Source organism: Variovorax sp. GW823-FHT04B03 (assembly GCF_058796495.1).
In genome coordinates, this window is sequence record NZ_JBXAIT010000001.1 from 1,819,234 (window position 1) to 1,840,496 (window position 21,263).

Here is a 21,263-nt window from a genome sequence, read left to right on the forward strand (position 1 = left end):
CTGTCACTTGCCCAGCGTCAGGCGGGAAGGCTGCGCCGCCTGCGCGCCGCTCGGGCGCTTCAGCTGGCGCTTGAACTGGCCTTGCGCGCTGGCGATCTGCACGTCGATCTGGCGTGCGCCCTTGAAGGCCGCAAACAGGTTCAGGTCGATGAACTTCGCGGCGGCGGCCTGGGTGCAGTTGAAGGAAAAGGAGGCGTCGAGGTCCGCGTGCCCGCCCGATTCGGCCGGGTCGGGGTTGCCCAGGCCGAGCGCGCCGGAGCGCAGGTCGACGGGGCCGAGCTTGCAGTTGGCGGCGGGGTCGATGGTGAAGAGCTTGTCGGCCGCGCGCAGCTGGGCGATGGCGGCTTCGACGGTCTTCTTCTCGGCGTCGGTCTTGGGCGCGCGCTCGAAGCCGACGATGTTGTCGAGTGGCGACTCCATGGCGATCACGATGGTGGGCCCGTCGATCGCCACGTCGAGCTTGAGCTGGCCGTGCACATGCGCGTGCTGTTGCTGGGCGTGTGCGGGAAGGGCGGCGGCCGCGAACAGCGCGGCGGCGGTCAGTGCGAAGCCGGAGGACGTGCGTCGAAGTCGGGTGTGCAGGGTGTGCATCATGGTTCTGCGCCTTGCCGGGTCGGCAGCCCCGGCGTGTTGCTCCATTCGCTCCAGCTGCCGGCATAGAGCGCGGTCGTCCCGAACCCCGCGATCTGCATCGCGAGCAGGTTGGGCACGGCGCTCACGCCGCTGCCGCACTGGTGGACGACGGTCGCCGCATCGCGCCCCGCGAGCAGTGCTTCGAACTCGGCGCGCAGTTGCGCGGCGGGCTTGAACTTGCCGTCGGGACCGAGGTTGTCGGCGAAGGGCCGGTTCAGGGCCCCGGGGATGTGACCCGCGATCGGGTCCAGAGGTTCCACCTCGCCGCGGTAACGTGCACCGGCACGCGCGTCGATCAGGTTCTGGTCAGGCTGGCCGAGCCGGCGCACCACGGTGTCGGTGGTCACGAGCCTGGCGATCGGCTCGCCCTGTACGAAATTCGACTGGAAGCGCGCGGGCTCCTCGCGGTCGGTCACTTCGCCGCCCGCGGCCTGCCAGGCCTGCAGGCCGCCGTCGAGCACGGCCACGGCGTCGTGGCCCATCCACTTGAGCATCCACCACAGGCGCCCGCAGTAGTTGGCGCCGTTGCGGTCGTACACCACGGCCTGCATCGTGTTGGAGAAGCCCACGGACGACAGCCAGGCCGCGAACTTCTCGCGGCTGGGCAGCGGATGGCGCCCGCCCGAGGCGGGCACGCCGTCGTCCTGCGCCACCACCACGTCGCCGCGCGCGCCGGGCAGGCCATGCTTGGCGCTGAGGTCGGTGTCCAGGTTGGCGTACTGCGCGCCCGGGATGTGCGCGGCGGCATACAGCTGCGCGCCGGCCTCGGGCTTCATGAGGTCGAAGCTGCAGTCGAACACCATGAGGGGCGAGTCGCCCTCGCGCAGTTGCCTGAGTTGTTCGACGGAGATGAGGGTGGTGTACATGGCGGGAGCTCCTTCGAAAAATGGATCGGCGATGGGTGCCGTGGCTGCTGCGTTCAGTGTTCCTCGGCCGGCGCCTTCGGCACGGCCCGCTGCCGCAGCACGGTGGCCGCGATGCCGCTGGCGATGATCAGCGCCATGCCGGCCCAGCCGGCGGCGTCGATGCGGTCGTCGAACAGCACCACGCTGTAGAAGGCCGCGAACACGATGCCCGAATATTGCAGGTTCGCCACCACCAGTGTGCCGGCCTGGGTCTTGGCGGTGGCGTAGGCGCGGGTCATGCACAGCTGTCCGAGGGCGGCCAAGAGGCCGATCGGCAGCAGCCACAGCGCATGCTGCCACGTCCACGAGCTGCCGCCCGAAAACCCGGTCGCGGCCGTGGCGAAGGCGCCGGCCACGGCCGAGCCGACCGCGAAATAGAAGACCGTGCGCAGCTCGGGCTCGCCGATGCGCGACAGCGCCACCACCTGCATGTAGGCAAAGGCGGCCGTGACGCCCGACAGCAGGCCCAGCATGCCCGCGAAGCCGTCGCCGCCGCCCACCGTGGGCTTGAGCATGAGCACCACGCCGGCAAAGCCCGCGAGCACCGTCATCACCAGCGGGCCCTGCAGCGGCGGGCGCTCGATGCGGCCGTCGCGCCCGGGCACCGGCACCCAGGCCAGCAGCGCGCCGCCGACCAGGAAGGCCGCGACCCACACGCTGCTCATGTAGTTGAGCGTGACGGCCGTGGCCAGCGGCATGTGGGCGATGGCGTAGAACCACGCGCCCAGCGACACCACGCCGATGGTGCTGCGCCAGGCGTGCATGCCGGGGTACTTGGTGGCGAGCGAGGTGCCGCGGTTGCGCGCCAGCAGCCAGAGAAACACGATGCCGATGAGGCCGCGCCCCAGGACCATCTCACCGCTGTTGAACCATTCGGAGGCCACCTTCACGACCACGCTCATGGTGGCGAACAGAAAGGCCCCGAGCACCATCCACAGCGCTTGCATCGATTGACATCCAGATCAGAAAAAAGAAAGCCCCGGCGGGTGCGGGGCGGGGCGGCGTTCAGGCGCGTGGTTGTTGCATCGCGTTGCGGTACCACTCGTGGAACTGCTGCATGCCGTCTTCCATGGGGCTCTGGTAGGGGCCGGTCTCGTTGTCGCCGCGCAGCATGAGCGCGCGGCGGCCGGCGTCCATGCGCTCGGCGATCTCGTCATCCTCCACGCAGGTTTCCATGTAGGCGGCCTGCTGGGCCTCGACGAACTCGCGCTCGAAGGCGACGATCTCCTCGGGGTAGAAGAACTCGACCATGTTGAGCGTCCTGGTCGGGCTCACCGGGTGCAGCGTCGACACGGTGAGCACGTGCGGGTACCACTCGATCATCACGTGCGGATAGTAGGTGAGCCAGATCGCGCCGTACTTCGGCGGCTTGCCGTCGCGGTACTTGAGCAGCTGCTCCTGCCACTTCTGGTAGACCGGGCTGCCCGCGCGGCCCAGGCGGTTGGCCACGCCCACCGTCTGCACCGAGAACTCGGGCTTGAACTCCCAGCGCAGGTCGTCGCAGGTGACGAAGCTGCCCAGGCCGGGGTGGAACGGGCCGACGTGGTAGTCCTCGAGGTAGACCTCGATGAAGGTCTTCCAGTTGTAGTTGCACTCGTGCAGCTCGACGCGGTCGAGCGCGTAGCCCGAGAAGTCGAGGTCGGCCTGCGGGCCCAGGCCCGCCATGTCGGCCGCCACGTCACGGCCGCTGCCGTCGGCGTTCTTCTCGAACAGAAGGCCGTTCCATTCGGTGAGCGGGTAGTTGTGCAGGTTCAGGCACGGGTCCTGGTCGAAATGCGGGGCGCCGATCAGCGTGCCGGTGGTGCGCGCATCTTTCGCGGCGTAGGTCCAGCGGTGCAGCGGGCAGACGATGTTGCCGCCGGTCTGGGCGTCGAGCTGGCCCCGGCCCTGCAGGATCAGGGCCTGGCGGTGGCGGCAGACGTTCGAGATGAGCTCCACGCCCTTGGGCGTGTGGACCAGCGCGCGGCCCTGGTGTTCCTGCGGCAGGGTGTGGAAGTCACCCGGCTCGGGCACGGCCAGTCGGTGCCCGACGTAGCGGGGCCCTCGCGCGAAAAGGTTCTGCATTTCGCGGGCGTACAAGGCCTCGTCGAAATACGCGGTAACTGGAAGTTGGCTCGCGGCCTGCTGCAGTTGAAGACTTAAATCAGACATGGAGGACCTGACCAAGCTCCCCACAGGGAGAAAAAAAGAAAAAACGGAAGGCGCCGTCTGCAAGGGTGACGGCCCGAAGAGGTGTGCCGGTGCGACCGGCGGGGGAAGCGGGGATTGTACCCGGGGGGCATTTTTGCGCCCGCCGGGTTTTTGCCTCGCATGGCCGGGCGCCATACAGGGTGTTGCAAAGGGTCGCGCACGCGTGCGCGGGCTGCCCGGCGGTTCGTTGCGCCCCGCCCTAAAATGTTCCGTTTCATCCACGATTCGTTGCATGCCCAAGGTGCCTTCTCCTTCCACGACCAGCCCGGCGGCCACGCCCGACACCGGGCCGTTGCCCGCCAGCTACGAAGCCGGGCTCCAGGAACTGGAACAACTGGTTGCAGAACTCGAATCGGGCCAGCTGCCGCTGGACCAGCTGCTGGGCAGCTACCAGCGCGGCGCCGCACTGCTCGGCTTCTGCCGCGACAAGCTGCAGGCGGTCGAGGACCAGATCAAGGTGCTCGACGCAGGCAGCCTCAAGCCCTGGACGGCCGAATGAGCGCCGTCCCGATGACTTCCACCGCCATCACCCCCTGGGACGCGAAGACGCTGGCCGGCTGGGCCGAGCCCCATCTGGCCACGGTCGAAGCGGCGCTGTCGCGCTGGGTCGGCGTCGATGCGCCGGTGCTGCTGGGCGATGCCATGCGCTATGCCGTGCTCGACGGCGGCAAGCGGCTGCGGCCGCTGCTGGTGCTCGCGGCCAATGAAGCGGTCGGCGGCAACGCCCACGCCGCGCTGCGTGCGGCCTGCGCCACCGAACTCATCCACGCCTATTCGCTGGTGCACGACGACCTGCCGTGCATGGACAACGACGTGCTGCGCCGCGGCAAGCCCACCGTGCACGTGAAGTTCGGCGAAGCCGACGCGCTGCTCGCGGGCGACGCGCTGCAGGCACTGGCCTTCGAATTGCTCGCGCCCGAGGGCGACGAGGTGCCCGCGGCCATGCAGGCCCTGCTGTGCCGCCTGCTGGCGCGCGCGGCCGGCAGCCAGGGCATGGCCGGCGGCCAGGCCATCGACCTGGCCAGCGTCGGCATCGCACTGAACGAAACCCAGCTGCGCGAAATGCACCGCCTGAAGACCGGCGCGCTGCTGCAGGGCAGCGTCGAGATGGGCGCCGCCTGCGGCACCGTGTCGCCGGCCGCGCTGGCGGCGCTGCGCGACTACGGCGCCGCCATCGGGCTGGCGTTCCAGGTGGTCGACGACATCCTCGACGTCACCGCCGATTCGCAAACCCTGGGCAAGACCGCCGGCAAGGACGCCGCGGCCGACAAGCCCACCTACGTGTCGCTGCTCGGCCTGGACGGCGCGCGCGCGCAGGCGAGCCAGCTGCTGGCTGACGCGATTGCCGCATTGGGCAAGAGCGGCTTGACGAACACCGCCGCATTGCGCGCCCTGGCCCACATGGTGGTCGACCGCGACCGCTGAGAAGAAAAAAGAACCCACCTCCATGGCTCCGCTGCTTCCCACTCTCCACGACCCTTCGCCGATCCGCCAGTACGACCGGGCCCAGCTCAAGCAGCTGTCCGACGAGGTGCGCGCCTGCGTGCTCGACAACGTCTCGCGCACCGGCGGCCACCTGAGCTCCAACCTCGGCACGGTCGAGCTGACGGTGGCGTTGCACCATGTGTTCAACACGCCGCATGACCGGCTGGTGTGGGACGTGGGCCACCAGACCTACCCGCACAAGATCCTCACGGGCCGGCGCGAGCGCATGCCCACGCTGCGCCAGCTCGGCGGCATCTCGGGCTTTCCGCAGCGCACCGAGAGCGAGTACGACACCTTCGGCACAGCCCACTCGTCGACCAGCATCTCGGCCGCGCTCGGCATGGCCATGGCCGCCAAGCAGAAGGGCGAGAAGCGCCATGCCGTGGCCATCATCGGCGACGGCGCGCTCACGGCCGGCATGGCCTTCGAGGCGCTCAACAACGCGGGCGTGTGCGACTGCAAGCTGCTGGTCATCCTGAACGACAACGACATGTCGATCAGCCCGCCGGTGGGCGCGCTCAACCGCTACCTCGCGCAGCTCATGAGCGGCAACTTCTACGCCGCCGCCAAGAGCGTCGGCAAGAGCGTGTTGCGCAACGCGCCGCCGCTGTTCGAGCTGGCCAAGCGCCTGGAGCAGCATGCCAAGGGCATGGTCGTGCCGGCCACGCTGTTCGAGCAGTTCGGCTTCAACTACGTCGGGCCCATCGACGGCCACGACATCGACTCGCTGGTGCCCACGCTCGAGAACCTCAAGCACCTGGACGGCCCGCAGTTCCTGCACGTGGTCACGAAGAAGGGGCAGGGCTACAAGCTGGCCGAGGCCGACCCGGTGGCCTACCACGGCCCGGGCAAGTTCGATCCGCAAGTGGGCCTGGTCAAGTCGACCACGGCCGCCAAGCAGACCTTCACGCAGGTCTTCGGCCAGTGGCTGTGCGACACGGCCGCGCACGACGGCCGCCTCGTGGGCATCACGCCCGCGATGCGCGAAGGCTCGGGGCTCGTGGAGTTCGAGAAGCGCTTTCCTGATCGCTACTACGACGTCGGCATCGCCGAGCAGCACGCGGTCACGTTCGCCGCCGGCCTGGCCTGCGAGGGCCTGAAGCCCGTGGTGGCGATCTACTCGACCTTCCTGCAGCGCGCCTACGACCAGCTGATCCACGACGTGGCGATCCAGAACCTGCCCGTGGTGTTCGCGCTCGACCGCGCGGGCCTCGTGGGCGCCGACGGTGCCACGCACGCGGGTGCGTACGACATCCCGTTCCTGCGCTGCATTCCCAACATGAGCATCGCCTGCCCGGCCGACGAGCGCGAGTGCCGCCAGCTGCTGACGAGCGCCTACGAACAGAACCATCCGGTGGCCGTGCGCTACCCGCGCGGCGCGGGCGCCGGCACCACGCCGCACCTCACGCTCGACGCGCTGCCCTTCGGCAAGGGCGAGGTCCGCCGCGAAGGCCAACGCATTGCCATCCTTGCCTTCGGCACCTTGCTGTACCCGGCGCTCACCGCGGCCGAGTCGCTCGATGCGACCGTGGTCAACATGCGCTGGGCCAAGCCGCTCGACGTCGAGTTGCTGCTTCAAGTGGCGGGCACGCACGACGCGCTCGTCACGCTCGAAGAGGGCGCCATCATGGGCGGTGCGGGCAGTGCGGTGGTCGAGGCCCTGCAGGCCGCGGGCATCCAGAAGCCGGTGCTGCAACTGGGCCTGCCCGACCGCTTCATCGAGCACGGCGATCCGGCCAAGCTGCTCGCATCGATCGGCCTCGATGCCGACGGCATTGCCGCCGCGATCAAGAAACGCTTCGTTTGACAAGAGGTCGCAGGGTAAACCCCCGCCGGCCACCTGTAAGCGCGTTTTTACAATCAAAAGGACTCACAAAAGTCCCTGACGCGGTCACAAGCCGCGTTTTGTTTTTTCCAAAGCACTCGGAGTGAATTCAATGGATCGTCGTTCCCTCATCAAAAACGCCGGCATCGCGGGCGTTCTGGCTGCCGGCATCGCGCCCGCGGTTCACGCGCAAGCCACCGTTCGCTGGCGTCTCGCATCGAGCTTTCCCAAGTCGCTGGACACCATCTTCGGCACCGCCGAGGTGTTCTCGAAGAGCGTGAGCGACATGACGGGCGGCAAGTTCCAGATCTCCGTGCACGCGGGCGGCGAGCTGATGCCCGCCTTCGGCGTGGTCGACGGCATCCAGAGCGGCGCGGTCGAAATGGCGCACACGGCGCCTTACTACTTCTACGGCAAGGACCCGACCTTCTGCCTGGGTTGCGCCGTGCCCTTCGGCATGAACACCCGCCAGCAGAACGCCTGGATGTACGAAGGCAACGGCCTGAAGCTGATGCGCGCCTTCTACGCCAAGTACAACATCATCAACCTGCCGGGCGGCAACACGGGCGCGCAGATGGGCGGCTGGTTCCGCAAGGAAATCAAGTCGGTCGCCGACCTGAAGGGCCTGAAGTTCCGCACCAACCCGTTCGCCGGCAAGGTGCTCGAGCCCTTCGGCGTGATCCCGCAATCGATCCCCGGCGCCGACCTGTACCCCGCGCTCGAAAAGGGCACGCTCGACGGTCTCGAATGGGTCGGCCCGTACGACGACCAGAAGCTGGGCTTCAACAAGATCGCCCCGTTCTACTACTACCCCGGCTGGTGGGAAGGCGGCCCCGAGCTCGACTTCTACATCAACACCAAGGCATGGGAAAGCCTGTCGGCCGATTTCAAGGCCGTGGTCGAAGCGGCTGCCGCGCACGCCAACATCACGATGACGGCCAAGTACGACGCCAAGAATCCGATCGCGCTCAAGCAGCTCGTGGGCTCGGGCACCAAGCTGCGTCCGTTCTCGCAGGACGTGATGAACGCCGCCTTCAAGTCGGCCCAGCAGATCTACTCGGACCTGAACAACAGCAACCCCGAGTGGAAGAAGATCTACAGCGACTGGTCCAAGTTCCTGGCCGACCAGAACGCCTGGTTCCGCTACACCGAAGGCACCTTCGACCGCTTCATGCAACAGCAGAAGCTGTAAGTAAGGCACGCGGCGCCGCAACCCGGCGCTTCGCACCTCACAAGAAAAAAAGCCCCGCCGGTTTCGGCGGGGCTTTTTTCATTTGGACGCGGGGTCGGGGTCGGGGGAGGGCGGCGGCGCGGAGGGCAGCGTGCGCATCGCCACCTGTTCGCCGAACGCGATCAGCACCTGCGGGTCGTAGGCATGGAACCAGGTGATGCCGCCGAAGCGCCGGCGCACCAGCAGGCGCGGTGCGATCACGCGCTCGAGCATGCGGATGTGCACCAGCTTGAGCTGCGCCACGTCCTGCGCGCTCACGCGCTTGTTCCACAGCCAGGTCTGCGTCAGCACGTCGCCTTCGAGGCGGGTGCGGCTGTAGACGATCCAGTAGCCGACCCAGATCACGCACAGGCCCGCCACACCGAAGACAAAGAGGCTGGTGGCCGACCAGCTGGTGGTGCGCAGCGACGGCAGGCTCCACAGCGCGAAGGCGAAGAGATCGACCACCAGCACCACCGCCAGCGTGCGCAGCAGCGGCGGGAAGGCGGCGCTTTCGAGCGGGCCGCCTTCTGTTGTCGCGGGGTGGTCGTTCGGGGCGTCGCCGGGGCGGGCGTCGCTCACGGCTTGGAAGCTTCGCCCGCCGCCGGGGCCGCCGGCGCCGGCGTTTCCTCAGGCGTCTTCTGGTTGCCGAACGGGTCTTCCATGTTCACGCCGTTGTCGGTGGCGGGCGGCGCGTTCGGGTCGACCGGCATGTCGAGGTTGACCTTGTCGATGTCGACGACCTTTTCCTTCTCGAGGAACACGGTCACCGTCTGCGGGAAGAAGATCACGATGGCCACCAGCAGCAGCTGCATCACGACCCAGGGCACGGCGCCCAGGTAGATGTCGCGCGACTCCACCTTCTTGGGCAACGCCCCGTTCTTGAACAGGGTGTCGGCGATGCCCCGCAAGTAGAACAGCGCGAAGCCGAACGGCGGGTGCATGAACGAGGTCTGCATGTTCACGCACAGCAGCACGCCGAACCACACCATGTCGATGCCCAGCTTGTGGGCCACGGGGCCCAGCAGCGGCAGGATGATGAAGGCGATCTCGAAGAAGTCGAGGAAGAACGCCAGGAAGAACACGAAGATGTTGACCGCGATCAGGAAGCCGATCTGGCCGCCCGGCAGGCCCGAGAGCATGTGCTCGATCCACTTGGCGCCGTCCACGCCCTGGAACACCAGCGAGAACACGCGCGAGCCGATCAGGATGAACACCACCATCGCCGTGAGGCGCATGGTGCCTTCCATCGCGTCCTTCATCAGCGCCCAGTTCAGGCGGCGGTGAATGAGCGCCAGCACCAGCGCACCGACCGCACCCATGGCGCCCGCCTCGGTCGGCGTGGCGATGGCCTTGTCCATGAAGGGCAGGCCGCCCATCGAGCCGAGCACCGCGAAGATCAGGATGGCCGAGGGGATGATGCCGCGCAGGCACTTGCCCCACAGCGCCCAGCCGTGCAGCGTGCGCGCCGTGGCGGGCAGGCCGGGCACGTAGTGCGGACGGATGCGCGAGACCAGGAAGGTGTAGATCGCGAAGATCACCACCTGCAGGATCGACGGGCCCCAGGCGCCCTTGTACATCTGGCCGACGTCGGTGCCGAGCTGGTCGGCCATGACGATCAGCACCAGCGAGGGCGGCACCAGCTGCGTGATGGTTCCCGAGGCGGCGAGCACGCCGGTCGAGTAGCGCATGTTGTAGCCGTAGCGCATCATGACCGGCAGCGAGATCATCGCCATCGCGATCACCTGGCCGGCCACCGTGCCGGTGATGGCGCCGAGGATGAAGCCCACGATGATCACCGAGTAGCCCAGGCCGCCGCGGATCGGGCCGAAGAGCTGGCCCATCGAGTCGAGCATGTCCTCGGCGAGCCCGCATTTTTCTAACACCGCTCCCATGAGCGTGAAGAACGGAATGGCCAGCAGCGTCTCGTTCGACAAAATGCCGAACACGTTGAGCGGCAGGTTGGCCATGAAGCCGGCCGGGAACCAGCCCATCTCGATGGCGAAGAAGCCGCAGATCAGGCCGAGGGCCGAGAGCGAAAACGCGACCGGAAACCCGATCAGCATGATCACCACGAGCCCCGCGAACATGATCGGGGCGAAATTTTCCATGTGCATGATGTCTACTTGTCCTGCGGTACGGGCGGTGTCGGGGCGGTCTGGCGAAGCGCGACGAACGCCATCACTGCACCGGCTTCTCGTAGTGCGTGTTCATCTCGATCAGTCCGCGCAGGTAGGCGATGCGCTTGATGATCTCGGCGACACCTTGCAGGAACATCGTGCAGAAACCCACGGGCATCAGCAGCGCGGCGGGCCAGCGGATCAGCCCGCCGATGTTGCCCGACATCTCGCCCGACACCCAGGTGTTCCAGAAGAACGGCCAGGTGAGGTAGGTCAGCAGGCCCATCACCGGCAGCAGGAAGAAGGTCAGGCCGAACAGGTCAACATACACCGGCCCGTGGCCCTTGAGCTTGCCGTAGATGATGTCCACGCGCACGTGCTCGTTGAAGCGCAGCACCACCGGCGCACCGAGCATCACGGTGGCGGCGAACAGATACCACTGGATCTCGAGGAAGGCGTTGTTGCTGAAGTCGAAGCCGTACCGGACGAAGGCATTGGCGGCCGAGATGAGCGATGCGGCCAGGACCGCATAGCCGGCAAATTTGCCGAGTTTTTCGCTGACCCAGTCCATGACGGCCGCGAATTTGAGGAATACAGACAAGGGGTGTCTCCCGCGAAGCCCAAGGTGAAGCGCCGGCCCCTGGTGGGGGCTGCGCGCAAAGCCCGCAATGGTATCTCGGTGAACCTTAGTATTGCCTTGACACAAACTCGGGTTTACCCGGAATCCGCGTCGCCAGAGGGCCTGTCGGGCGGTCGCCATAATGGCCCATGTCTTCGAGCCCGCCGCCTTCGACGCCCTTCGGTGCGGCGAGCCCGCCCCTGTCGATCGACTCCCCCGACATGCGCCGCGCCGGCCGCGACCTGCTCTCGCTGGCCCTCATCGACGCGCGCAACCACACGCTGCACCTGCTGTCCCTGTTTGAACAGGCGTTGGGCGAAGCCATGCGCGTGCCGCCGCAGCCGGGCGTGGTGCCGCCGGTCTGGCTGGCGGGCCACATCGGCTGGTTCGCCGAATGGTGGATCGGGCGCAACACCCAGCGCGCCTTCGGCATCGACTGCCCCGTGCGCCCCACGCGGCTGGCCGCCATCGACCCCGACGCCGACGACTGGTGGAACCCGGCCCAGGGCGCGGCCGATCGCTGCTGGTCGCCCGACCTGCCGGGCCTGGGCCAGACCAAGGCCTACCTGCTCGAAACCCTCGAAAGCACGCTCGAGCTGCTCGAGAACGCCGCCGAGACCGACGCCGGCCTGTACTTCTACCGGCTCGCGCTCTTCCATGAAGACCTGCGCGGCGAACAGCTCGTGGTGCTGGCGCAGACGCTGGGCCTGCCGCTGAACATCGAGCAGCCGCCCACCGCCGTCACGCGCGAGCCGCTGCTGCTGCCGGCCACGCGCTGGGAGCTCGGCCTGCCCGAGCACAGCGGCTTCCTGTTTGCGCAGGAAGGCGCGGCGCACCGCGTCGACGTGCCCGAGTTCGAGATCGACGCGCAGCCCGTCACCTGGGACCAGTACATCGAGTTCGTCGACGACGGCGGCTACGACCGCGAGGAACTGTGGCACAGCGACGGCTGGCGCTGGCTCGCCGCGCAGACCGAAGGCCGGCGCGGGCCGCGCCATGTGGAGCAGATCGGCGTGTCGCGCAACGGCACGGGTGGCTCGGTGCTGCAGCAGCGCTTCGGCGTCACCGTGCGCGCGGCCGGGCACCACAGCGCCGTGCACCTGAGCTGGTGGGAGGCCGACGCCTGGGCGCGCTGGGCCGGCCGGCGCATCGCGACCGAGGTCGAATGGGAGATCGCGGCCCACACGGCCGCGCGCCGCGGCTTTCGCTGGGCCGATGTGCACGAGTGGACGGCAGGCACGCTGCAGCCCTGGCCGGGCTTCCGGTCCGATCCGTGGAGCGCCGGTGGCGAGTTCGATCCGGTGGCCGCCTTCGGCCGTGCGCGCGTGCTGCGCGGCGCCTCGTTCGCGACCCGTGCGCGGCTGCGCTCGCCGCGCCGCCGTGGCTTCGCGCTGCCCGATGCCGACGACGGCTTCTTCGGCTTCCGCACCTGCGCGCTGTAGCCGTCTTCAGGGCCGCTCGCCGCCCGCTTCCGACGACAGCGGCGGCGCCACTTCTTCCAGCGGCTTGCGTTCCGCATCGGCCGCGTAGCGCAGCGCCAGCAGCCCCGCGACGATGACCAGCATGGCGCCGATCAGGTAGCCCACCATCACCGCGCCGCGGCTGCCGGTCTCGATCAGCATCCCGAACAGCACCGGCGCCGCGAAGCCGCCCGCGCCCATGCCGATGGCATAGAAGATCGCGATGGCCATGGCGCGCATCTCCAGCGGGAACACCTCGCTCACCGTCAGGTAGGCCGAGCTGGCCGCGGCCGACGCAAGAAAGAACACCGCCGACCAGCACAGCGCCTGGCTGCGCGCGTCGAGCCAGCCCTGCATGAAGGCCCAGCCCGTGAGCGCCAGGCCCACGCCGGCCAGCACATAGGTCAGCGCGATCATCCGGCGCCGGCCTACGCTGTCGAACAGCGGACCCAGCAGCAGCGGCCCGAGCACGTTGCCCAGCGCGAACGGAAAGATGTACAGCGCCACGCGGCCTTCGGCCACGCCGTAGAAGCGTGTGAGCACCAGCGCGTAGGTGAAGAAGATCGCGTTGTAGAAAAAGGCCTGCGACACCATGAGCGCTGTCGCCACCACGCTGCGCGCCGGGTAGCGCCGCAGCAGCACGCGCGCCACCTCGCGCATCGGCGGGCTGTTCTGGCGCGCGGCGGTGTACATGACGTGGCCTTGCGCAGCGGGCAGCGGCCCGTGCTGCGTTTCGACTTCGCGCTCAATGTTTGCGACGATGCGCTCGGCTTCGTCCGCACGTCCGTGCGCGATGAGCCAGCGCGGGCTCTCGGGCACGTGGCGGCGCACCAGCAGGATCGCCACCGCCAGCACCGCCCCCAGCGCGAAGCCCGCGCGCCAGCCCCACACGGGGCCGATCACGCGCGCATCGAGCAGCACCAGGCTCAGCGCCGCGCCGAGCGCTGCACCGATCCAGAAGCTGCCATTGATCGCGAGGTTGACGCGCCCGCGCACACGCGCCGGAATGAGTTCGTCGATGGCCGAGTTGATGGCCGCGTACTCGCCGCCGATGCCCAGCCCCGTGACGAAGCGGCACAGCGCGAAGAAGGCGAAGTTGGGGGAGAAGGCCGTGGCCAGCGTGCCGAGCGTGTAGACCACGAGCGTGAGCAGGAAGAGCTTCTTGCGCCCGAGCCGGTCGGTGAGCCGGCCGAACACCAGCGCGCCGATCACCGCGCCCGCGATGTAGATCGAGCCCGACCAGCCGATTTCTGCCGCCGTGAGCCCGAGCGTGTCGGGCCGCTCCAGCACCGCGCCGATGGAGCCCACCAGCGTGACCTCGAGGCCGTCGAGGATCCAGGCCACGCCCAGCGCGATCACCACGCGCCAGTGCCAGCGCGACCACGGCAGGCGGTCCAGGCGGGCAGGGATGTCGCTGCGCAGAACCGTCATGCGGGGCATTATGCGAAGCGCATCACCCCCGCGTTGTAGGACCGGCGCTGCAATGCGCCGGTCCGCTCACAGGTGCTTCAGGCCGCGACGGCCGCCGTCACCTGCCGGATGCCCATGGCTTTCAGCGTGTCGGCAATGGCCGCCACCGCGCCCGGGATGCCCGCGTCGCCGAAGTGCCCCATGCAGCCCACGCGGAAGGTCTCGACCTGTGTCAGCTTGCCGGGGTAGAGGATGTAGCCGCGCTTCTTCACCTCTTGATAGAAGGTCTTGAAGTCGTAGTTGGCATCGTCGGGCGCATGGAAGGTGACGATGATCGGCGCCTGGATGGCCGGGTCGAGGAAAGGCCGGAAGCCCAGCGTGGCGAGGCCGTCGACCAGCGCCTTGCAGTTGCGCGCATAGCGTCCGCCGCGTGCGGGCAGGCCACCTTCCTCGATGTACTGCGCAATGGCGGTGTCGAGCGCGGCCACCACGTGCGTGGGCGGCGTGAAGCGCCACTGCGTGGTCTTCTCCATGTAGACCCACTGGTCGTACAGGTCCATGCTCAGCGAGTGGCAGTTGCCTTCGCACTTTTCGAGCGTGCTGCGCTTGATGATGACGAAGCCCATGCCCGGCACGCCTTCGAGGCACTTGCCCGAGGCGGCGACCACGGCATCGAACGGTGTCTTGCGCGCGTCGATCTCCAGCGCGCCGAAGGAGCTCATCGCATCGATGATCAGGCCGCGCCCATGCTTGGCGACGACCAGCGCGATCTCGTGCAGCGGGTTGAGCACGCCGGCGCCGGTTTCGCAGTGCACCACCGCGACGTGCGTGATGCTGGGGTCGGCCGCGAGCGCGCGGTCGACGTCGGCGGGCGAGACCTGTTTTTCTTCGGTGTAGTCGATGGTGGTGAGCTTGCGGCCGAGCACCTTGCAGATCTTGGCCAGGCGTTGGCAGTAGGCGCCGTTGCTCGGCACCAGCACATGGCCGTTGCGCGGCACGATCGTGCCGATGGCCGCTTCGACCGAGAAGGTGCCGCTGCCTTGCAACGGAACGCATTCGTGCGTGCCCGTGCCGTGCACGATGTTGAGCACTTCCTTGCGGATGCGCGCCGTGATCTGGTTGAAGTCGGCGTCCCATGAGCCCCAGTCGCGCAGCATCGCTTGGCGGGTGCGGTCCGAGGTGGTCAGGGGGCCGGGCGTGAGCAGGATGGGGTGGGCGGCTTGACTCATGGTGTCTCCAGGCAGGGAAAGGGAATGAGGGGCGAGAGGTAAAAGGGTTCGTTCAGCCGCGGCCGAGGTTGCGCCAGGCCTGCGTGCGTGCGAGCAGCACGCGGGTGAGCAGTGCGTAGGCGATGCACACCAGCGTCGAGGTGACGACGATCAGGCTGGCCAGCGCGGCGGCCGGGCCGATGTCGCCGGCGTCGTCCAGGTGCATGATCGCGACCGACGCGAGGATGGTCTCCGGCGTGTACAGGAAGATGGCGCACGACAGGCTGGCCATCGACACCACGAAGAAGTAGCGCCCGATGTCCAGGATGGCCGGCAGGCACACCGGCACCGTCACGCGCAGGAAGGTCTTGAAGAACGGCACCTTCAGCGACGCCGACACGGCCTCGAACTCGTTGTCGATCTGCTTGAGCGCCGTCACCGCCGTGAGGTGGCTCGAGGTGTAGTAGTGCACCACCATCGAGATGACCAGGATCGCCATCGTCTGGTACAGGAAGTTCAGCGGGTTGGACGGATGGTTGAAGAACATCACGTAGCCCAGGCCCAGCACCAGGCCCGGCACCGCCATCGACAGCACCGCCATCAGGTGCATGCCCTTGCGCATGAGGCCCAGGTTGCGCGTCTTCTCGATCAGGTAGGCGCCCACGAACACGATGAGCGAGCCGGCCACCGCGGTGACCATGGCCACCAGCAGGCTGTTGCCGTAGGCGGCGGCCATGTCGCTTTCGACCAGCACGAAGTGGTAGTGCTTGAGCGTGAACGACAGGTCGTACGGCCACAGCGAGATCGCCGAGGTGTAGATCGCCATGCCGATGGTGGCCAGCAGCAGGCTGCAGACCACGGTGCAGAACAGCGTGAGCAGCGCATCGGCCACCTTGCGCGGCTTGGGTGTGTAGGGCACCGAGCGCGCCGTGAGCTGCGCCTTCAGCTTGCGCCGCACCACGTAGTCGATCACGAAGGAGATGATCGACGGAATGAGCAGCAGCATGCCCACCACCGCGCCGATGGAGAAGTTGTGCTGGCCCACCACCTGCTTGAACACGTCGACCGACAGCACGTTGAAGTTGCCGCCGATGACCTTGGGCGCGCCGAAGTCGCTCACCACGTAGGTGAAGACCACGGTGGCCGCGCTGATCAGGCCGTACTTGCACGAGGGCAGGGTGATCGTCATGAACTGGCGCAGGGGCCGCGTGCGCAGCGCGGTGGCCGCCTCGTACAGCCGGCCGTCGGCCAGCGACAGCGCGGTGACCAGGATCATCAGCGCGTGCGGAAAGGTGTTGTAGACCTCGGCCAGGATGATGCCGGGCGCACCGTAGATCGAGGCGCCGCCCAGCAGGAACTTGAGCGCGCCCTGGTTGCCGAACCACTGCACGAAAGAGATGGCCGACAGCAGCGAGGGCGCGAGCAGCGGAATGAGCGCGATGAGCCGGAACACCGCCTTCAGCGGCGCCGGCATGCGGCTGCGCGTGAGCGCGTAGGCGAACACGAAGGCCGTGGGCACCGAGATCATCACCACCGCGGCCGACACCCACACCGAGTTCCAGGCCGCGCGCAGCAGGCTCGGCGTCTGGAAGTAGGTGATGAAGTGGGCCAGGCCGACGAAGCGGCCGTTCTTGTCCTGCACCGCGTGGGCCAGGATGGTCAAAAGCGGCGCGATGAGGAACACGAACAGCATCGCCATCACCACGAACAGGATGGCGCGCGCGATGGTCTCGTCGCGGCTCCAGCGCAAGGCCGGGCGTGCGGCGAGCACAGGGCGGGGATGAGCCAGCGTGTTCATGGCTTGGCGGTGCGCGCGGCAAAGGCGCGGATGCGGTTGGCGCGCAGCGCGATGTCGATCGTGTTGCCCTCGCGGATGTCCAGGTCGTGCAGCTGGTTCAGCGAGAAATGCAGGCCCAGTGTCTGGCCGTGCAGTGCGTCGGCCGTCACTTCGGCAATGCACAGGCCGCCCAGGAACTCGACCTTCGTGACCTTGGCCTGCAGGCGGTTGGGCGTGTCCTCGCGCAGGTGTTCCACCGCGCGGTCTTCGGGCCGCAGGTAGAGGTTGACCGCGTCGCCGGGCTCGAAGGCGCCGTCGCAGGCGTCGCACTGCAGTTCCATGTCGCCGACCTGGAAGCGCTGGTTGCCCAGCGCCATCGCGCGCAGCACGTTGACCTTGCCCACGAAGTCGGCGACGAAGGGCGTGGCCGGCTGTTCGTAGATTTCCATCGGCGTGCCGACCTGCTCGATCACGCCGTGGTTCATCACCACGATGCGGTCGGCCATCGACAGCGCTTCTTCCTGGTCGTGCGTGACCATGATGGTCGTGATGCCGACCTGCTTCTGCAGCCGGCGGATCTCGCCGCGCAGGCGAATGCGCTCCAGCGCGTCGAGCGCCGACAGCGGCTCGTCCAGCAGCAGCAGGCCGGGCCGCGTGGCCAGCGCGCGGGCCAAGGCCACGCGCTGTTGCTGGCCGCCCGAGAGCTGGCTCGGGTACTTGGCGCCCGAGGTCGGCAGGCCGACCAGCTTCAGCAGCTCGTCGACACGCGACTTGATCTCGCCCCGCTTCGCACGGCTGTTGACGAGGCCGTAGCCCACGTTCTCGGCGATCGACAGGTTGGGAAAGAGCGCGTACGACTGGAACACGATGCCGTAGTCGCGCTTGTCCGGCGAGAGCCACGAGACGTCCTTGCCGTTCTGCAGGATCTGCCCGGCGGTCTGCGTCTCCAGGCCCGCGATGATGCGCAGCAGCGTGGTCTTGCCGCAGCCGGAGGGGCCGAGAAAGCACAGCATCTCGCCCGGGTTCACGCGCAGGTGCACGTCGCGCAGCGCGCTGAAGGTCTCGAAGTCCTTGCGAACGCCGACGATCTCGAGGGCCGCGGGCGGGGCCGAGGTGGGAGTCAACTGGCTGGCGATGAAGCGGGTGTCGGTCATGTCCATTTTTCGCACTCGTCGTTGGAGGGCGTCACCAGCTGCGGCGGCACCCTTGAATTGAAAACCGGGGGATGCCGTCGGGCTTACTTGGGTTCGGCCTTGCCTTCGTAGCGCTTGCTCCATTCGGCCAGGATGCGTTCGCGGTTCTTCGCGGCCCAGTTCAGGTCGTTCTTGGCCAGCAGCTTCTCGTAGTTGTCCGGAATGCCTTCCAGCTTGGAGACCACGCCCGGGTAGGCGACCACGGCCCACCAGCGCGCGCTGATCTGGTTGGCTTCCTTGCTCGCCATCCAGTCGGCAAAGCGCTTGCCCTGCGCCAGCTTCGTGCTGGTCTTCATGAGGCTGGTGGCCTCGATGTCCCAGCCCAGGCCTTCCTTGGGGAAGATCAGGTCGACCGGCGCGCCCGACTTCTTCACCTGGTGCGCGCGGAACTCGAACGAGATGCCGATGGGGAACTCGCCCGCGCCCGCCTGCTTGCAGGGCTTGGAGCCCGAGTGCACGTACTGCGCGATGTTCTGGTGCAGCGCGTCCATGTACTTCCAGCCTTCGGCGTCGCCCATGTTCTGCAGCCAGTACGACACGTCGAGGTAGCCGGTGCCGCTGGAGGCGGGGTGCGGCATCGAGATCGTGCCCTTGTAGACGGGCTTGGTCAGGTCCTTCCAGCTCTCGGGCTTGGGCAGGCCGAGCTTCTTGGCCTCGACCGTGTTGAAGCAGATGGTGGCGGCCCACACGTCCATGCCGACCCAGGCGGGCGGGCGCGCGGCGTCGGAGTACGCGGGGTTCAGCTCCTTGAAGCCCTTGGGCTCATAAGGCAGCAGCATGCCTTCCTGCTGCAGCAGCGCCAGGCTGCTGGCGGCCAGGCCGGCCACCACGTCGGCCTGCGGGTTGGCTTTTTCGGCCAGCAGCTTGGCGGTGACGATGCCGGTGGAGTCGCGCACCCACTTCACCTCGATGTCGGGGTTGGCCTTCTCGAACGCGTCCTTGTAGAGCTTCATGGCGTCGGTCTCGAGCGCCGTGTAGACCAGGAGCGGCGTCTTTTGCGCCCACGCACTGCCGGACACGAGGCCGAGGGCCGCAACACACAGGGCGGCCGTGAGACGGCGCGTGCTTTGTTTCATCGTCATCTGTTTCTCCTGAAAGGCTGGCTGTCACTGAAGAAGGGTGAGGGCTGGCGCCGGCGCGAGGGTGGGCAACGCCATCCGGTGTTTGCAATGTAGGTTGCTGATTGATGACTGTCAATAAAAAATTGTTGACAGTTGACGATCCTTCGGGAAAATACGCCCCATGGTCACCAGCAATCACTCCGCCGCCCTCGCGTTCCTCCAGTCCAGCTCGCTGCCGATGCTGATGCAGGAAGAAATCGAGCGTTTGATCATGACGGGCGAGCTCCCCGTGGGCAGCCGCATCAACGAGAGCGAGCTCTCGCAGCGCTTCAACACCAGCCGCGGCCCGATCCGCGAGGCGTTGCGTGCCCTGGAAGAAGCGGGCCTCGTGCGCAACGAGAAGAACCGCGGCGTCTTCGTGCGCGAGATCGCGTTCGAGGAAGCCGACGAGATCTACGAGCTGCGCGAGGCGCTGGAAGAAATCATCGGCCGGCGCGTGGCGCTGGCGATCCAGCCCGACGCGGTGGAGCGCCTGCGCGCCATGGTCGACGCCATGCGCTCGGCGGCGCAGGCGCAGGACGTGGAGCAGTACGCGCAGCTCAACCTGCAGTTCCACGAGATCCTGCTCGACACCGCCGGCAGCAAGAAGCTCACCGAAACCTACAAGCGGCTCGTCAAGGAGCTGCACCTTTTCAGAATGCGCGCGCTCGACAGCGGCGGCGGCCTGCGGGTCTCGGCCGACGAGCACAGCCACATCGTCGACGCCATCGCCAGCGGCAACCCCGACACGGCCGGGCGCGCACTGCGCGAACACGTGGCCGGCAGCCGCGCACGCATGCACAAGGCCTTCGGCCGCATCGACGCCGATGCGGCCACTTCGAGCAACACCACCGCTACCCCGAACCACCCACCCCAAAAGGAAGTCTGAAATGACACCGGAGACACTTGAAGTCAATGCCAGGAGCTATCGCTGGATGGCGCGTCCGATCGTGGTCGTGTGCGTGGACGGCTGCGAGCCGGCCTACCTCGACGCGGCCATCGAAGCCGGCGTGGCGCCCTACATCGCCCGCATGCGCAAGGACGGTGCCGACCTGCTCGCCGATTGCGTCGTGCCCTCGTTCACCAACCCCAACAACCTGTCGATCGTGACCGGCGCGCCGCCGGCCGTGCACGGCATCTGTGGCAACTACTTCTTCGACCGCGAGCTGGGCCAGGAAGTGATGATGAACGACCCCAAGTACCTGCGCGCCGGCACGGTGCTGGCTGCGTTTGCCGATGCGGGCGCCAAGCTCGCGGTGGTCACGGCCAAGGACAAGCTGCGCAAGCTGCTGGGCCACAAGATGAAGGGCATCTGCTTCTCGTCCGAGAAGTCGGACCAGGTGACGATGGAAGAAAACGGCATCGACAACGTGCTCGACATGGTCGGCATGCCGGTGCCTTCGGTGTACAGCGCGGAGCTCTCGGAGTTCGTGTTTGCCGCCGGCGTGAAGCTGATGGAGTCACAGCGCCCTGACCTCATGTACCTGTCGACCACCGACTACGTGCAGCACAAGGCCGCGCCGGGCAGCCCCGCCGCCAACGCGTTCTATCAAATGATGGACGGCTATCTCGCGCAACTCGATGCGCTGGGCGCCACCATCGTGCTCACGGCCGACCACGGCATGAACGACAAGCACGGCGCGGACGGCTCGCCCAACGTGATCTATCTGCAGGACGTGCTCGACGGCTGGTACGGCGCTGAAAAGGCCCGCGTGATCCTGCCGATCACCGACCCTTACGTCGTGCACCACGGCGCGCTCGGTTCTTTCGCCACCGTGTACGCGCCCGATGAAGCCAGCGTGCCGGGCTGGATCGAACGCATCAAGGGCATCCCGGGCATGGAGCTCGTGCTCTCGCGCGCCGAAGCCGCCAAGCGCTTCGAGCTGCCGCCGGACCGCATCGGCGACATCGTGGTGGTGAGCGAACAGAGCACCGTCATCGGCACCGCCGCCAGTCGCCACGACCTGTCGGCCCTCGAAGTGCCGCTGCGTTCGCACGGCGGCGTGTCCGAGCAGAAGGTGCCGCTGATCTGCAACCGCCCGGTCGAAGGCATTGCCCCCGGCCGCCGGCTGCGCAACTTCGATGCGCTCGACCTCGCCCTGAACCACGCACGCTGAAGCCACACGGA

The 21,263-nt window shown here is 67.6% G+C and carries 19 protein-coding genes; 7 read left to right on the forward strand and 12 right to left on the reverse strand.

From position 1 onward, the window contains the following. Window positions 1-3: 3 nt before the first annotated feature. From AC1RAD_RS08530 to AC1RAD_RS08545, 4 genes are read right to left on the reverse strand one after another with little or no spacing between them, the layout of a single operon-like run. Window positions 4-594, reverse strand: a complete 591-nt coding sequence (locus AC1RAD_RS08530; RefSeq protein ID WP_492734516.1) for a DUF2796 domain-containing protein — start codon at window positions 592-594, stop codon at window positions 4-6. Next, the gene (locus AC1RAD_RS08535) at window positions 591-1,499 is read right to left on the reverse strand and encodes a sulfurtransferase (RefSeq protein ID WP_492734517.1); all 909 of its coding nucleotides are present in this window, start codon (window positions 1,497-1,499) and stop codon (window positions 591-593) included. The genes AC1RAD_RS08530 and AC1RAD_RS08535 overlap by 4 nt, the downstream gene beginning before the upstream one ends. 53 nt (window positions 1,500-1,552) lie before the next feature. Further along, window positions 1,553-2,485: a DMT family transporter gene (locus AC1RAD_RS08540; protein ID WP_062468822.1), complete on the reverse strand. Its 933-nt coding sequence runs from the start codon at window positions 2,483-2,485 to the stop codon at window positions 1,553-1,555. A 58-nt stretch (window positions 2,486-2,543) separates the two neighbouring features. Next, window positions 2,544-3,689: an aromatic ring-hydroxylating oxygenase subunit alpha gene (locus AC1RAD_RS08545; protein WP_070061819.1), complete on the reverse strand. Its 1,146-nt coding sequence runs from the start codon at window positions 3,687-3,689 to the stop codon at window positions 2,544-2,546. 271 nt (window positions 3,690-3,960) lie between these two features. On the opposite strand from AC1RAD_RS08545, the gene xseB reads away from it, so the two are divergent. From xseB to AC1RAD_RS08565, 4 genes are all read left to right on the forward strand, one after another. Next, window positions 3,961-4,227 (forward strand): exodeoxyribonuclease VII small subunit, encoded by a 267-nt coding sequence (gene xseB / locus AC1RAD_RS08550; RefSeq protein ID WP_062468817.1) that lies wholly within the window; start codon window positions 3,961-3,963, stop codon window positions 4,225-4,227. Window positions 4,228-4,238: 11 nt separating this feature from the next. Continuing rightward, a complete protein-coding gene (locus AC1RAD_RS08555) occupies window positions 4,239-5,153 on the forward strand; it encodes a polyprenyl synthetase family protein (protein WP_492734519.1) in 915 nt (304 codons plus the stop codon). A 22-nt stretch (window positions 5,154-5,175) separates the two neighbouring features. Continuing rightward, the gene (dxs, locus tag AC1RAD_RS08560) at window positions 5,176-7,020 is read left to right on the forward strand and encodes a 1-deoxy-D-xylulose-5-phosphate synthase (RefSeq protein ID WP_070061821.1); all 1,845 of its coding nucleotides are present in this window, start codon (window positions 5,176-5,178) and stop codon (window positions 7,018-7,020) included. 130 nt (window positions 7,021-7,150) lie between these two features. Beyond that, window positions 7,151-8,230 carry a TRAP transporter substrate-binding protein gene (locus AC1RAD_RS08565; RefSeq protein ID WP_062468808.1) on the forward strand — a complete coding sequence of 360 codons (1,080 nt, stop codon included), beginning with the start codon at window positions 7,151-7,153 and terminating at the stop codon, window positions 8,228-8,230. Between the two features lie 78 nt (window positions 8,231-8,308). Here the strand turns inward: AC1RAD_RS08565 and AC1RAD_RS08570 are convergent, their stop codons facing one another. The 3 genes from AC1RAD_RS08570 to AC1RAD_RS08580 form a co-directional block, all read right to left on the reverse strand. Next, a complete protein-coding gene (locus AC1RAD_RS08570; RefSeq protein WP_139701873.1) occupies window positions 8,309-8,830 on the reverse strand; it encodes a hypothetical protein in 522 nt (173 codons plus the stop codon). Beyond that, the gene (locus AC1RAD_RS08575; RefSeq protein ID WP_062468805.1) at window positions 8,827-10,365 is read right to left on the reverse strand and encodes a TRAP transporter large permease; all 1,539 of its coding nucleotides are present in this window, start codon (window positions 10,363-10,365) and stop codon (window positions 8,827-8,829) included. The genes AC1RAD_RS08570 and AC1RAD_RS08575 overlap by 4 nt, the downstream gene beginning before the upstream one ends. Before the next feature lie 64 nt (window positions 10,366-10,429). Further along, complete coding sequence (locus AC1RAD_RS08580; protein WP_070061823.1) at window positions 10,430-10,969, reverse strand: TRAP transporter small permease subunit; 540 nt, start codon at window positions 10,967-10,969, stop codon at window positions 10,430-10,432. A gap of 167 nt (window positions 10,970-11,136) precedes the next feature. Here AC1RAD_RS08580 and AC1RAD_RS08585 point away from each other — a divergent pair, with 167 nt between their 5' ends. Then, window positions 11,137-12,429, forward strand: coding sequence for an SUMF1/EgtB/PvdO family nonheme iron enzyme (locus AC1RAD_RS08585; RefSeq protein ID WP_492734520.1), 1,293 nt, complete (start codon window positions 11,137-11,139; stop codon window positions 12,427-12,429). Window positions 12,430-12,435: 6 nt separating this feature from the next. Here AC1RAD_RS08585 and AC1RAD_RS08590 read toward each other — a convergent pair whose 3' ends face one another. From AC1RAD_RS08590 to AC1RAD_RS08610, 5 genes are all read right to left on the reverse strand, one after another. Then, a complete protein-coding gene (locus AC1RAD_RS08590; protein WP_492734522.1) occupies window positions 12,436-13,878 on the reverse strand; it encodes an MFS transporter in 1,443 nt (480 codons plus the stop codon). A 77-nt stretch (window positions 13,879-13,955) separates the two neighbouring features. After that, window positions 13,956-15,086 (reverse strand): 2-aminoethylphosphonate--pyruvate transaminase, encoded by a 1,131-nt coding sequence (locus AC1RAD_RS08595; protein WP_492734523.1) that lies wholly within the window; start codon window positions 15,084-15,086, stop codon window positions 13,956-13,958. Between the two features lie 52 nt (window positions 15,087-15,138). Beyond that, the gene (locus AC1RAD_RS08600; protein ID WP_492734524.1) at window positions 15,139-16,863 is read right to left on the reverse strand and encodes a putative 2-aminoethylphosphonate ABC transporter permease subunit; all 1,725 of its coding nucleotides are present in this window, start codon (window positions 16,861-16,863) and stop codon (window positions 15,139-15,141) included. Continuing rightward, window positions 16,860-18,002 (reverse strand): putative 2-aminoethylphosphonate ABC transporter ATP-binding protein, encoded by a 1,143-nt coding sequence (locus tag AC1RAD_RS08605; protein ID WP_492677858.1) that lies wholly within the window; start codon window positions 18,000-18,002, stop codon window positions 16,860-16,862. Before AC1RAD_RS08605 ends, AC1RAD_RS08600 begins: the two co-directional genes overlap by 4 nt. A gap of 77 nt (window positions 18,003-18,079) precedes the next feature. After that, on the reverse strand, window positions 18,080-19,117 hold the full coding sequence (locus tag AC1RAD_RS08610) for a putative 2-aminoethylphosphonate ABC transporter substrate-binding protein (protein WP_062468784.1): 1,038 nt from the start codon (window positions 19,115-19,117) through the stop codon (window positions 18,080-18,082). A gap of 160 nt (window positions 19,118-19,277) precedes the next feature. Here AC1RAD_RS08610 and AC1RAD_RS08615 point away from each other — a divergent pair, with 160 nt between their 5' ends. Both AC1RAD_RS08615 and phnA read left to right on the forward strand, forming a co-directional pair. After that, a complete protein-coding gene (locus AC1RAD_RS08615) occupies window positions 19,278-20,024 on the forward strand; it encodes a phosphonate utilization associated transcriptional regulator (RefSeq protein WP_070061830.1) in 747 nt (248 codons plus the stop codon). A gap of 1 nt (window position 20,025) precedes the next feature. Beyond that, window positions 20,026-21,252, forward strand: a complete 1,227-nt coding sequence (phnA, locus tag AC1RAD_RS08620) for a phosphonoacetate hydrolase (protein WP_062468779.1) — start codon at window positions 20,026-20,028, stop codon at window positions 21,250-21,252. The last annotated feature ends 11 nt before the right edge of the window (window positions 21,253-21,263 follow it).